Origin of the sequence: Streptomyces niveiscabiei (assembly GCF_001419795.1) — a bacterium.
GTDB classification, from domain to species: domain Bacteria; phylum Actinomycetota; class Actinomycetes; order Streptomycetales; family Streptomycetaceae; genus Streptomyces; species Streptomyces niveiscabiei.
In genome coordinates this window covers 1-12,592 of sequence record NZ_LIRL01001015.1, presented here as the reverse complement: position 1 = coordinate 12,592, position 12,592 = coordinate 1, and the positions used below count along the sequence as shown (strand labels likewise).

The 12,592-nt window shown below is 75.4% G+C and carries 11 protein-coding genes; 6 read left to right on the top strand and 5 right to left on the bottom strand.

The window, feature by feature from the left end; translation table 11 throughout:
* Both AOK24_RS38960 and AOK24_RS38955 read right to left on the bottom strand, forming a co-directional pair.
* Positions 1 to 1,725 (bottom strand): nitrate- and nitrite sensing domain-containing protein (locus AOK24_RS38960; protein WP_055724661.1); only part of this gene is annotated, 1,725 nt, incomplete at its 3' end.
* A 42-nt stretch (positions 1,726 to 1,767) separates the two neighbouring features.
* On the bottom strand, positions 1,768 to 2,547 hold the full coding sequence (locus tag AOK24_RS38955; protein ID WP_055724658.1) for an MHYT domain-containing protein: 780 nt from the start codon (positions 2,545 to 2,547) through the stop codon (positions 1,768 to 1,770).
* Positions 2,548 to 2,699: 152 nt separating this feature from the next.
* Between AOK24_RS38955 and AOK24_RS38950 the strand changes: the two genes are divergently transcribed.
* From AOK24_RS38950 to AOK24_RS38940, 3 genes are all read left to right on the top strand, one after another.
* The gene (locus AOK24_RS38950) at positions 2,700 to 3,299 is read left to right on the top strand and encodes a class I SAM-dependent methyltransferase (RefSeq protein ID WP_055724657.1); all 600 of its coding nucleotides are present in this window, start codon (positions 2,700 to 2,702) and stop codon (positions 3,297 to 3,299) included.
* 92 nt (positions 3,300 to 3,391) lie between these two features.
* Positions 3,392 to 3,670: a hypothetical protein gene (locus AOK24_RS38945; RefSeq protein WP_063799601.1), complete on the top strand. Its 279-nt coding sequence runs from the start codon at positions 3,392 to 3,394 to the stop codon at positions 3,668 to 3,670.
* A 132-nt stretch (positions 3,671 to 3,802) separates the two neighbouring features.
* Positions 3,803 to 4,603, top strand: coding sequence for a hypothetical protein (locus AOK24_RS38940; RefSeq protein WP_055724655.1), 801 nt, complete (start codon positions 3,803 to 3,805; stop codon positions 4,601 to 4,603).
* Between the two features lie 41 nt (positions 4,604 to 4,644).
* Here AOK24_RS38940 and AOK24_RS38935 read toward each other — a convergent pair whose 3' ends face one another.
* Positions 4,645 to 4,827, bottom strand: a complete 183-nt coding sequence (locus tag AOK24_RS38935; protein WP_055724660.1) for a hypothetical protein — start codon at positions 4,825 to 4,827, stop codon at positions 4,645 to 4,647.
* Positions 4,828 to 5,032: 205 nt separating this feature from the next.
* Between AOK24_RS38935 and AOK24_RS38930 the strand changes: the two genes are divergently transcribed.
* Both AOK24_RS38930 and AOK24_RS38925 read left to right on the top strand, forming a co-directional pair.
* The gene (locus AOK24_RS38930) at positions 5,033 to 7,957 is read left to right on the top strand and encodes a DEAD/DEAH box helicase (protein ID WP_055724654.1); all 2,925 of its coding nucleotides are present in this window, start codon (positions 5,033 to 5,035) and stop codon (positions 7,955 to 7,957) included.
* On the top strand, positions 7,954 to 9,183 hold the full coding sequence (locus AOK24_RS38925; RefSeq protein WP_055724653.1) for a hypothetical protein: 1,230 nt from the start codon (positions 7,954 to 7,956) through the stop codon (positions 9,181 to 9,183). The genes AOK24_RS38930 and AOK24_RS38925 overlap by 4 nt, the downstream gene beginning before the upstream one ends.
* Position 9,184: 1 nt before the next feature.
* Here AOK24_RS38925 and AOK24_RS38920 read toward each other — a convergent pair whose 3' ends face one another.
* Positions 9,185 to 9,553: a hypothetical protein gene (locus tag AOK24_RS38920; RefSeq protein ID WP_079057221.1), complete on the bottom strand. Its 369-nt coding sequence runs from the start codon at positions 9,551 to 9,553 to the stop codon at positions 9,185 to 9,187.
* A 237-nt stretch (positions 9,554 to 9,790) separates the two neighbouring features.
* Positions 9,791 to 10,957, bottom strand: coding sequence for a xylose isomerase (gene xylA, locus AOK24_RS38915; RefSeq protein WP_055724652.1), 1,167 nt, complete (start codon positions 10,955 to 10,957; stop codon positions 9,791 to 9,793).
* 115 nt (positions 10,958 to 11,072) lie between these two features.
* Here xylA and xylB point away from each other — a divergent pair, with 115 nt between their 5' ends.
* The gene (gene xylB / locus AOK24_RS38910) at positions 11,073 to 12,506 is read left to right on the top strand and encodes a xylulokinase (protein ID WP_055724651.1); all 1,434 of its coding nucleotides are present in this window, start codon (positions 11,073 to 11,075) and stop codon (positions 12,504 to 12,506) included.
* Positions 12,507 to 12,592 lie beyond the last annotated feature (86 nt).

Sequence of the window (12,592 nt, the reverse complement as noted above, 5' to 3'; positions counted from 1 at the left end):
GAGGTGGGTGAGGTCGGCGACGGCGGCTCCGGCGACGGCGGCCTCGGGGAGCTGGCGTACCTCCACGCGCGCGTAGTCCTCGACCTCGGAGACGGCGGCGCGCACCACGTCGGTGAGCGGGACGGGCATCCGCCAGGCCCGGCCGGGGGCGGCCCCGGAGAGGATGATCAGGCTCTCCGCGTGGCGCCGCATGCGGGTGGTGAGGTGGTCGAGGCGGAAGAGGTCGCTCAGCTCGTTCGGGTCGTCGGAGCGGCGCTCCATGCTGTCGAGGAGGCTCAGCTGACGGTGGACCAGGACCTGGCTGCGGCGCGCGAGGTTGACGAACACGCCGGAGATGCCGCTGGCGAGTTCGGCGCGCTCCACGGCGGCCCTGAGGGCGGCGCGGTGGACGGTGGTGAGGGCCTCGGCGACCTGCCCGGTCTCGTCCTCGGCGCGGGGTCCGGGCGGGGCCTCCGCGCGGACGTCGATCTCCTCGCCCGCGCGCAGTTTCCGCATGGCCTCGGGGAGTTTGCGGCGGGCGATCTCCAGGGCGCCGTTGCGCAGGCTGACGAGTTCGACGACGAGGCCGCGGCCGATGCGCACGGAGATGACGAGCGAGGCGACGACGGCGGCGAGGCCGAGCAGGACGGCGGCGCCGGCCGGGGTGAGCAGCCCGCGCGTGAAGGGGTCGGCGCGGCGGACGACCTCGCGTCCGGCGTCCGCCTCGATGGTGCGCATCCCGCTCTGCACGCGCGCGTGGGCGGCGTTCCAGGCGGCCTCCGGGGCGGCGGCGAGGGCCCGTTCGCCGGGGCCGTTCGCGCGCACGCGGTTCTCGGCGGCGGTGAGGGCGGCGTAGGCGTCATCCGCGGCGAGCGCGCGCCAGGCGGCCCGTTCGGGGCCGCGCAGGTCGATGACGGCGGCCTCGGTGAGGGTGCGGCGGTTGTCGGCGGCGCCGGTGAACAGGGCGAGGCGCCGGGTGTCGAGGCGGCCCGCCGGGCGCGCGCCCGCGAGGACGGCGTCCTCCTGCGCGAGAGCTTCGGCGGCGCGGGAGAATTCGAGCAGTACGCGCGCGTCGGAGCCGAGTTCGGCGTCCTGGATGCCGGAGAGGGCGCCGCCCACGGTGAACGCGGCGGAGATCGTCCGGGTGTAGCGGTCGTACGCCTGCGACCAGTCGGCGGTCCCGCCGAGCACCGCGCCGCGCAGTGACCGCAGCCGTTCGGCGCGGGTGACGAAGGCGTCGAGGCGCTGGGCGACCCCGGCGGGCAGTTCCTGGGCGTCGGCGACGGTGCTGTCGTCGCCGAGCCGCAGCCGGGCGACGGCGCGGTCGGTGGCCGACGCGAGGCGGCGCAGGGTGTCGTCCTGGCCCGCGCGCGGCTGGGCCGCGTACCGGACGGCGGCCAGGCGTTCGGCCTGGAGGGCGGCGACGGCGTCGGCGACGGGTGCGCGGACCTGGGAGTCGACGCGCTGGATCTGGCGCAGCCGGGAGACGTCCTGGGCGGTGGTGACGGTGGCGTACGCCCACAGGGCGAGCAGGGAGACGACGGGCACCATCAGGAGGCAGACGATCTTGGCGCGGACGGTACGGGGACGTATTCGCCAGCGTTCCGCGCGCGGGGGCGCGTCGTCCGCCGTGGCCTCGGGGCCCTGCCGGTCCTCGTCGGCAGGCGGCCCGGCGTGGGCGCGCCGGCCGCGCACCGGGGGTGACGGTTCGGTGCCGGCTGCGGTGGCCTTCCTGGGGGTACGCATGGACTCCTCGCTGGACGGTGGGTCGGAGGGGCTCGGTCGGGGTCAGGCGCGGTTGCCGACGGGTTCCACGACCTGTTGGGCGGAGGCGGACGCCTCGCGTTCCCTGGTGGTGGGCGACAGGGCGACGAAGGCCGAGGTCAGGAAGAGGTAGGACCCGAGGCCGACGGCGAGGGGGAAGATGAACTGCATCGCCGTGGCCCCGGGCAGGGGCGCCCCGGAGGGCTCGACGCGCACGCTCACCGCGAACATCCCCGTGTAGTGCATGCTGCTGACGGCCACTCCCATGACGAGGGAGGCGACGGTGACCGCGACGGGCGACTCGATGTTGAGGGCGGCCCACAGCGCGGCGGTCGCGGCGACGACGGCGATGACCACGGAGAGGGCGACCGCCATCGGGTCGTAGTGCACGTCGCCGTGCAGCCGGACGGCTGCCATGCCCAGGTAGTGCATGCTCGCGACGCCGATCCCGGTGGTGAGTCCGCCGGTCAGCAGCGCGCGCGTACGGTCGCGTCCGTAGCCGACGGCGAACACGCCCGCGCAGACGACGACCATGGCGACGACGAGGCTGAGGACGGTCAGCGGCACGTCGTAGCGGATGTCGGTGCCGCTGACGGCGAAGCCGAGCATCGCGACGAAGTGCATGGTCCAGATGCCGGTGCCGATGGCGGAGGCGGCGGTGATCAGCCAGTTGCGGCGCGAGCGCCCGGTGGCGGCGAGCGCGCGCACGGTGCAGCGCAGCCCGAGGGCGGCGCCGGTGCAGGCCATCACGTACGACAGCACGGGGGTCAGCCATCCGAAGGCTGCGTGGTCCAGGTGTCCCATGGCTCAGGGACGCTAGTGCGGGCAGGGGGACGCAAAGGGAGCAGGTTTCGAAAAGTGCCGCAATCTGGCGCAGATGCAGGCGCTTATCGATCACCCGGCGTCCGAACGTGCGCACTGCGGGTGTCTCCGTGTCGGTGCGTCATCATGCGTCCATGAGCGACGACCGCACACACGTCCAGGAGTTCTTCACGTCCCGCGCGGCGACGTGGGACAGCAGGTTCCCGCACGACGGGCCCGCGTACGCGGCGGCGGTGGCCGCGCTGGGGCTGCGGCCGGGCGACCGGGTGCTGGACGCCGGCTGCGGCACCGGACGGGCCCTGCCGCCCCTCAGGGCCGCCGTGGGGGCCTCGGGGGCGGTCCTGGGGGCCGATGTGACCCCGGCGATGCTCCGGGCCGCCGTGGAGGCCGGGCAGGACCGTCACGGGCAGTTGCTGCTCACCGACGTCTCCGCGCTGCCGTTGCGGGACGCCGCGCTGGACGCCGTGTTCGCGGCGGGGCTGATCGCGCACCTCGGTGACGCCGCCTGCGGTCTGCGGGAGTTGGCGCGCGTGGTCCGGCCCGGCGGGACGCTGGCGCTCTTCCACCCCGTCGGCCGCGCGGCCCTGGCGGCCCGTCACGGGCGCACCCTCACTGCGGACGACCTGCGTGCCGAGCCCAACCTCCGGCCGCTGCTGGCCGGTTCGGGCTGGCGGATGACGTCGTACACCGACGAGGACGACCGTTTCCTCGCGCTGGCGGTACGCGCGCGCTGAGGCCGTGCCGGCCTCTTCTGCGGGGATGGTTCCGACCTTACGTTGGGGAAACGGGGGCGAGCGCCCGGTCGTGCAGGAGGAGGGTGGTCCGTGTGACAGGCGGGTTCCGCAGGGCCTGGGAGAAGGTGACCGGTGCGCGGGAACGGCGCGAGCGGGTGCCGAACCTGTTCGAGGCGGCGGCCGTGTACGTCGCGGCGTGCGCCGAGGACGACCGGGACCGGATCGACGAGGCGACCGCCTGGGTGTCGCCGGAGGCGCTCTCGTTCGGGGTCCGCGAGCTGGCCTGCCGCGCGGTGGTGGCCCTCGCGCGCGAGCGCGGCGAGTCCCCGCAGGCCGTCGCCCGCGCGCTCCTCGGGCTCCCGGCCGCCTGACACGACACGATTCGTCCCCGTCTTCGCGGTCTTCACGAGAACAGCAGCTCCGGGTCCGTCTGGGAGTCGTGACAAGCGTGTCGCGGGCGCACTAGGGTGCGCGCCGTTGGACGAACTCACGGGGAGGCTGGGATGGCCGGGACGGACGAGGACACCGTCGCCGCCGATGACGCGCTGTATGTGCTCACGGCGGTGCTGCTGACGCCTGCTCAGTTCCCGAGCGCGCTGGGCGACGACTACCCGGAGGCGTGCGCCGCGCTCGGCCTCGCGCCGCTCGCGGACGGGTACGGGCTGGTGCTCGGCCAGGACGGCGTGGGCGCGCGGTGGACCGTGGTCGTCGACGACGTGTCGCTGGTGGCGGTCGCGATCGCCTCCTGGGACTGCGGGATGGAGTACGACCTGTCGCCGGACGACCGGACGGTCGTCGCCGGTCTGCCCGGCTGGCCGCTCCCGGTGGCCGTCGCGGCGCCCGGCGTGCCCGCGCCGCACGACCCGGCCCCCGAGGTCGCCGACGGGCCCGCGCTGGTCCCGCCGGACACGACCGGGTGGGGCTCGGCGCAGCGGCGGCTGGGCGCCGACGAGATAGCGCTCCAGTGGACGACGTGGCGCGAGCAGATCGACGACTCGAAGTTCGAGCCCCGTCGCGAGCCGGACGCCGGCGAGCGCCCCAGCGACGTCCGGCGGGTCCTCGCGGAGGCCCGCGCCTACGTCGACACGCCGCCTCCGCTGGGCCGGGTGCGGTCCTCCTTCGCGCCGGGCGAGGCGCGCATGCTCCGGGCGGACGGGCCCGGCTGGTCGCTGGTGGCCCGCACGGACGACATCGCCTTCGTGCTCCTCGACGACAAGCCCGGTGAGGTGCTGCCCGTCGGCCGGGGGCCGGAGCTTCCGGGGCTGCTGGAGGCGCTGGACCGGATGGCCGTGCGGCCGAGCTGAGCCGGGCGCCCGCCCGCGCGGGAGAGCACCCGGCCTCGCGCTCAGCGGCCGAGTTCCTTGCGGCTGATGCGGCGCAGCCTGCGCCGCTGGGACGGGTCCAGCGTGAGGTACGCGGCCGTCGGGACCCCTATCACGATCAACAGCGCCGCCCACCAGGGCAGCCAGATCAGCAGGAGGATCCCGGCCGCCACCCCTCCTGCGGCGATCTTCGCGTTCTTCGACATGTACGTCGCCTCCTTCGCGGCCACTGCCGCTCTCTGCTCTGAGAACGGTTCCCCGCGGCCCGCGGTTCCGACCGCCGACCCTGAGACGCCCCTGAGACCGAACCCCGACACGTCCCTGAGGGACCGTTGCCGCCGGCCCCTTCCCATGCTGTACCCTCGGCGGCCCCGGCCTAGCTAGTCAAATTTGAGGAGTACGGTCATCTCCGTGCAGAGGGTTCCCGCCGAAGCACCGCCCGACGTCCCCGAACCGTCCCGCTGCCACACCGTGTTCGTGCCCGGCGACCCGGCCCGCACCGGCCGCGTCGCCCTCTGGCGCCCGGACGGCGGTGCGCTGCCCCCGGTCGGCTCCGCGGGGAGCCTGCGCGTCGTGCGTCCTACGGGCGCGGGCGTCGAGACCGTCGAGGTGCCCGCCGTCTTCGTGCCTGCGCGCGAGGCGCTGCCGCTGCTCACGCGGGCGCGGGTCGCGCCTGACGCGCATCCGTCGGCCGCCTTCTGGGGCTCCGCCGCGCTCCTGGCACTCCAGTTCGTGGCGCGCGGGCTCCTGCTGCCCGGCCTGTCCCCCGGCGACCACGACGCGTGGCGGGTCGGCCCTCTCGGCCAGGACGACGTCGAGCGGATCCGGCGGCTCGCCGACGCGATGCCGCCCGAGGCGCACGCCGTGCCCGTCGACGACGGCCCCGAACCGCGTCTGCCCGTCCCCGAGCGGCTGCTGCGGGCCTTCCTGGACTCGGTCGCCGACGCCCTGCCGCGCTCGCCCGCCGCACCGCTCGTGACGGGCGGTCCCGCTTACGCGTCGCCGCTCCCCCGGCGGCTGCCGCACGCCCGCGCGTGGGCCGCCGACATCGCGGCGGGGCAGGACGCCGGGGTTCGGATCTCGCTGCGCGTCGAGGTGTCGGGGCTCGACGGGCCCGAGGAGACGCCGAGGTTCCGCGTGGTGCCGCAGGTCCGTTCCGTCGCCGATCCCGGGGTGATCGCGGACGCGGCGGAGGTGTGGGCCGCGACGGGGGACGGCACGGAATCCGGCGCAGGCACGGGGCAGGCGCGCGAGGTCGAGGCCGGCCGGGGACACAGTGCCCAGCCGCTCCCCGGGCACCCGCGCGAGGACGCGGTGCGGTCCTTCGGCCCCGGCGCGCGCATGGACGTCCTGCTGGCGCTGCGTCGCGCGGCGCGCGCCTGGCCCGTGCTCACGCCTCTGCTGTCGGCCGCCGTCCCGGACGCCGTGGACCTCCTGGACGACGACGTCGAGGACCTCCTCGGCAGCGGCGCGCGGGCGCTGGCCGCCGCCGGGGTCGAGGTGCACTGGCCGAGGGAGCTGGCCCGAACGCTCACCACGCGCGCGCTGGTGGGCCCGCCGGACGGGCCGGGCGAGGCGCCCTCCTTCCTGCCGGCCGACGCGATGGTGGGCGTCGGCTGGTGGTTCGCGCTGGGCGGTCAGCAGCTCACCCGCGAGGAGCTGGACCGGCTCGCGGAGGCGAACCGTCCGCTCGTACGGCTGCGCGGGCAGTGGGTTCTGATCGACCCTCAGGAGGTCCGCCTCGCCCGCTCCCGGCAGGACCGCAAGCTCGACCCGATGGAGGCCCTGGGCGCCGCTCTGACGGGCTCGGCGGAGATCGACGGCCAGCTTGTCGACGTGCAGTCCACGCGGTGGCTGGAGGGCCTGCGGGAGCGCCTCGCGCCGCCTAGCGGGCAGGAGCCGGTGGCACAGCCCGCCGCGCTCGCCGCGACCCTGCGGGACTACCAGCGGCGCGGTCTCGACTGGCTCGCCCGGATGACGTCGCTGGGCCTCGGCTGCTGTCTGGCCGACGACATGGGCCTCGGCAAGACGGTCACGCTGATCGCGCTGCACCTGCACCGCCGGGCCGACCCGGCGTCGGCGGGGCCCACGCTCGTGGTCTGCCCGACGTCTCTGATGGGCAACTGGCAGCGGGAGATCGAGCGGTTCGCGCCCGGCACGCGCGTACGCCGCTTCCACGGACCGCGCCGGGACCTGGAGTCCCTCGCGGACGGCGAGGTCGTCCTCACCACGTACGGCACGCTGCGGCTGGACGCGGCCCGGCTCGCCGAGGTGCCCTGGGGGCTGCTCGTCGCCGACGAGGCGCAGCACGTGAAGAACCCGTACGCGGCGACCGCCCGCGCGCTGCGGACCGTCGGCGCCCGCGCGCGGGTGGCCCTCACCGGCACCCCGGTGGAGAACAACCTCTCCGAGCTGTGGGCGATCCTGGACTGGACGACGCCCGGTCTGCTGGGCCGCCTCACCGCCTTCCGCGCGCGCTACGCGCGGGCCGTCGAGACGGGCGCCGACCCGGCCGCCGCCGAGCGGCTCGCCCGGCTGGTGGGTCCGTTCCTGCTGCGCCGCCGCAAGTCCGACCCGGGCATCGCCCCGGAGCTGCCGCCCAAGACCGAGAGCGACCGCCCGGTGTCGCTCACGCCGGAACAGGCGGGCCTGTACGAGGCGTTGGTGCGCGAGACGCTCGCGCAGATCGCGGGCGCGGACGACATGGCGCGGCGCGGCCTCGTCGTGAAGCTGCTGACCGGCCTCAAGCAGATCTGCAACCACCCCGCCCAGTACCTCAAGGAGGAGCGGCCACGGATCGCCGGGCGGTCCGGGAAGCTGGAGCTGCTCGACGACCTGCTCGACGGCGCCCTCGCCGAAGGGGCGGCCGTCCTGGTCTTCACGCAGTACGTGGCGATGGCCCGGATCGTCGAGGAGCACCTGCGCGCGCGGGGCGTGCCTTCGCAGTTCCTGCACGGCGGGACGCCGGTCGGGGAACGCGAGGCGATGGTCGGCCGTTTCCAGGACGGGGAGGTGCCGGTGTTCCTGCTGTCGCTGAAGGCGGCCGGGACGGGGCTCAACCTCACCCGGGCCGAGCACGTCGTCCACTACGACCGCTGGTGGAACCCCGCCGTCGAGGCGCAGGCCACCGACCGCGCGTACCGGATCGGGCAGACCCGGCCGGTGCAGGTGCACCGGCTGATCGCCGAGGGGACGGTCGAGGACCGCATCGCGCGGATGCTGGAGCGCAAGCGGGAACTCGCCGACGCGGTGCTCGGCTCCGGGGAGCGGGCGTTCACGGAGCTGACGGACGCGGAGCTGGCCGAACTGGTGGAGTTGCGAGGGGGGACGCGATGAGCGGGCGTGACGGGTACGGGGAGTCGGCGTTCGAGGTGGCGGCTCCCGCGCGCGGGCAGGCGTTCGCGCGCACCTGGTGGGGGCGGGGCTGGGTGGCCGCGCTGGAGGACGGGGTCCTGGACAGTGCCCAGATCCGCGCCGGGCGCCGCCTCGCGCGCGGGGGCGCGGTCGGCGCCGTGTCGGTGCGGCCGGGCCGCGCGACGGCGGTCGTCCGGGACCGGGACGGCACGGCGCACCGCGCGGACGTGCTGCTCCCGGAGCTGTCCGGGGCCCAGTGGGACCGGCTGCTGGCGCTGGCCGGGGAGCGGGCCGGGTACGTGGCCGCGCTGCTCGACCGCGAGATGCCGCCGCACCTGGTGGAGGACGCGGCGACCGCGGGCGTGGACCTCCTGCCGGGGCTGGGCGAGCTGGAGGCGTCCTGCGACTGCGGCGCCTGGGACCACTGCGCGCACACGACGGCCCTGTGCTACCTGGTGGCCCGCGTGCTGGACGAGGACCCCTTCGTCCTCCTGCTGCTGCGCGGGCGCCCCGAACGGACCCTGCTGGACGACCTCCGGGCCCGCACCGCCCCCGCGCCGACGCGCCCGGAGGGTGTGGACGCCGCCGACGCGTACGCGTCCGTCCTCGCCCCGCTCCCTGTCCCGCCGGACCTTCCCGACGCCCCCGGCGTGCCGCCCTCCCTGGACACCGGGACCGCGCCGCCGGACGGCGTCGTCCCGGCCGCCCTGGAGTTCCTGGCCGCGCAGACGGCCCGGGAGGCGCACCGGCTCCTGCGGGAGGCCCTCCACGGGGCGCCCCCGGCCGCCGGGTTGACGCCCGCTCAGGACGCGGTCCGCCTCGCCGCCTCGGACCCGTCGGACCCCGGCGTCCGCGCGCGGCTCGCCGAAGGGCGCGCGGACCTCGACCTGGCCGTGCGCGCGTGGCGCGAGGGCGGTGCGAGCGCGCTGGCCGTCCTCGACGAGGAGTGGACCCCCGACGGCGAGGCGTCGGCCCGCGCGCGTGCGGTGCTGGAGGCGGCCTGGGACGCGGACGAACGTCCCGACCTGCGGGCGCACGCCAACCGCTGGACCGTCGTCGGGGAGCCCGCGCAGATACGCCTGGACCGCAACGGTCGCTGGTGGCCCTACCGCGGGCAGGACGGCTGTTGGGCGCCTGCCGGGGGCCCGTCCCCCGACCCGGCGACAGCCCTGGCGGCGGCCGTTCTCAGCGGGGAGGACCCGTGGTGAGTCACGGCAGGAGGGAGGCCAGATCGCTGGGGATCAGTCCGCTCGGGATCAGGTCGCTCGGGATCGAGGTCGGCAGGGCCGTGGGGAGCCTTGTCGGCAGGAGGCTGGCGAGTCCGCTCGGCAGCCCGCGGGTGGCGGAGGAGCTGGCGGCGGTCGAGGGCTCGTCGCCCTGCTTGCCGTCGCCCTCTGAGCCCCCGGAGGCCGTCAGGACGACGATCACGACGACCGCCACGCCCACCAGCGCGGCCAGGGCGGCGAACAGGGACGTACGGCGCCTGCGGGGCCGTGAGGGGCGCCGGCCGTCGTCGTACGGCGGAGGCGCGCCGAAGCCGCCGGAGGGCGGATGCGGAGGTACGGGCGGAGTAGCCATGGTGTCCACTGTGGGCCCGTCCGGGCGCAGGAGGCGTGCCCCGCGCGCGAGTTGGTACCGGCTCAGGTCAGGGAGGACATGATTCCGGCGTATTCGACCCACCGGGCACGCGCGCAGGAGACTCCAGCCCCGCGCGCGTGACCGCCGGCCGCCCACGCGCGCGTGCCCGTTCGGCCGGGACGGTCACCCGTCCCGGCCGCCCTGTACGCCAACCGGCACGCGCGCGTGGAGTCGTGATCAGCCGCGGGCACCCAGGAGGTGGTCCATGGCGAGCTGGTCGAGGCGCTCGAAGGCCATCCCGCGTGCGGCGGCGGCCTCGACGTCGAAGTCCTCGAAGGCGGCGCGGTCGGCGAGGAGCGCGTCGAGGCCGTCGGCGGCGGTCTGCTGGGCCAGCTCGTCGAGACGGGACGCGCGCAGCGCCTCCTGGACCTCCGGGTCGGCGCGGAAGGCGAGCGCACGCTCCTTGAGGATCAGGTAGTTGCGCATGCAGCCCGCCGCCGACGCCCACACGCCGTCGAAGTCCTCGGTGCGCGGGGGCTTGAAGTCGAAGTGCTTCGGACCGGCGTACCCGGCGCTCTCCAGCAGGTCGACCAGCCAGAACGCGGAGCGCAGGTCACCGGCGCCGAAGCGCAGGTCCTGGTCGTACTTGATGCCGTTCTGGCCGTTGAGGTCGATGTGGAAGAGCTTGCCCGCCCACAGCGCCTGCGCGATGCCGTGCGGGAAGTTCAGGCCGGCCATCTGCTCGTGGCCCACCTCGGGGTTCACGCCGTACAGCTCGGGCCGCTCCAGGCGCTCGATGAACGCCAGCGCGTGGCCGACGGTCGGCAGGAGGATGTCGCCGCGCGGCTCGTTCGGCTTGGGCTCGAGCGCGAACTTCAGGTCGTAGCCCTGCGCGGTGACGTACTCGCCGAGGAGGTCGAACGCCTCCTTCATCCGGTCGAGGGCCACGCGCACGTCCTTGGCGGCACCGGACTCGGCGCCCTCACGGCCGCCCCAGGCGACGTACGTCTCGGCGCCCAGCTCGACGGCCAGGTCGATGTTGCGGATCGTCTTGCGCAGCGCGTAGCGGCGCACGTCGCGGTCGTTCGCGGTGAACGCGCCGTCCTTGAAGACGGGGTGGGTGAAGAGGTTGGTGGTGGCCATCGGCACCTTCATGCCGGTCGCGTCGAGGGCCTCGCGGAAGCGCTTGATGTGGCCCTCCCGCTCGCTGTCCGAGGACCCGAAGGGGATCAGGTCGTCGTCGTGGAAGGTGACTCCGTGGGCGCCGAGTTCCGACAGGCGCTGCACGGTCTCGACCGGGTCGAGGGCCCCGCGCGTGGCGTCGCCGAAGGGGTCCCGTCCCTGCCAGCCGACGGTCCACAGGCCGAAGGTGAACCTGTCCTCGGGGGTGGGCTGGTAGCTCATACCGCGGCTCCTTGCTGCGTACGACTATTTCGTCATGGCCGTTTACAAATTAGTATGCGGAAGCAGCCGAGGGAAGACCGATCTCGCCGAGCCGTGAAATTCGAGGGAGAGCCCGATGTCAGCAGCCGAAGGTCCGCTCGTCGTCGGCGTGGACTCGTCCACGCAGTCGACCAAGGCGCTCGTCGTCGACGTCGCGACCGGCGAGGTCGTCGCGAGCGGCCAGGCCCCGCACACGGTCTCCACGGGGGCCGGGCGGGAGAGCGACCCGCGCCAGTGGTGGGAGGCCCTCGGTGAGGCGCTCAGGCAGTGCGGTGAGCCCGCACGCGAGGCCGCGGCGGTGTCGATCGGCGGTCAGCAGCACGGCCTGGTGACGCTGGACGCCGACGGCGAGCCGGTCCGCCCCGCCCTGCTGTGGAACGACGTCCGCTCGGCCCCGCAGGCGCGCCGGCTGACGGAGGAGCTGGGCGGCGCGAAGTTCTGGGCCGAGCGCACCGGTTCCGTCCCGGCGGCCTCCTTCACGGTCACCAAGTGGGCGTGGCTCGCGGAGAACGAACCGGAGGCCCTGCGCGCGGTGAAGGCCGTACGGCTGCCGCACGACTACCTGATTGGGCGGCTGACCGGCGAGGGCACCACGGACCGCGGGGACGCCTCGGGGACGGGCTGGTGGGCCTCGGGGGCGGAAGCGTACGACGAGGAGATCCTCGCGCACGTGGGCCTCGACCCGGCGCTCCTCCCGCGCGTGGTGCGCCCCGGCGAGGTCGCGGGCACCGTCCGGGACGGTCACGGCCTGCCGTTCGCCAAGGGCACCCTGGTCGCGGCCGGCACCGGCGACAACGCGGCGGCGGCCCTGGGTCTGGGCCTGCGCCCCGGGGCGCCCGTCCTGAGCCTGGGCACCTCCGGGACGGTCTACGCGGTGTCGAAGCGGCGTCCCACCGACCCGACCGGGACAGTGGCCGGTTTCGCCGCCGCGCACGGCGACTGGCTCCCCCTCGCCTGCACCCTCAACTGCACGCTGGCCGTCGACAAGGTCGCCGCGCTGCTGAACCTCGACCGCGAGGCCGTCGAGCCGTCCACGGGCGTCACCCTCCTGCCCTTCCTGGACGGCGAGCGCACCCCCAACCTCCCGAACGCCTCCGGCGTCCTGCACGGCCTGCGCCACGACACGACCGCAGGACAGTTCCTCCAGGCCGCCTACGACGGCGCCGTGCACTCCCTGCTGGGCGCGCTGGACCTCGTCCTCGACGAGGACGCGGACCGTACGGCGCCGCTGCTGCTCATCGGCGGCGGCGCGCGCGGGCGTGCCTGGCAGGAGACCGTACGGCGCCTGTCCGGGCGTCCCGTCCAGGTCCCCGAGGCCAAGGAACTCGTCGCCCTCGGCGCCGCCGCGCAGGCCGCCGGCCTGCTGACCGGCGAGGACCCGTCGGCCGTCGCGCGCCGGTGGGACACCGCGCGCGGGCCGGTGCTGGAGGCGGTGACGCGGGACGAAGCGGCGCTGGAGCGGATCTCGGGGGTGCTGGCGGACGCCGGAGGGCTGCTCGGCGACAGCTAGGCACCGCCGGGGTTCTGCGAAGGTTCCGGGGAGCGCGACACGCCGCTCCACCCGGCGGAATCGGGCCTCCCGCGCGCGGGAGGCCC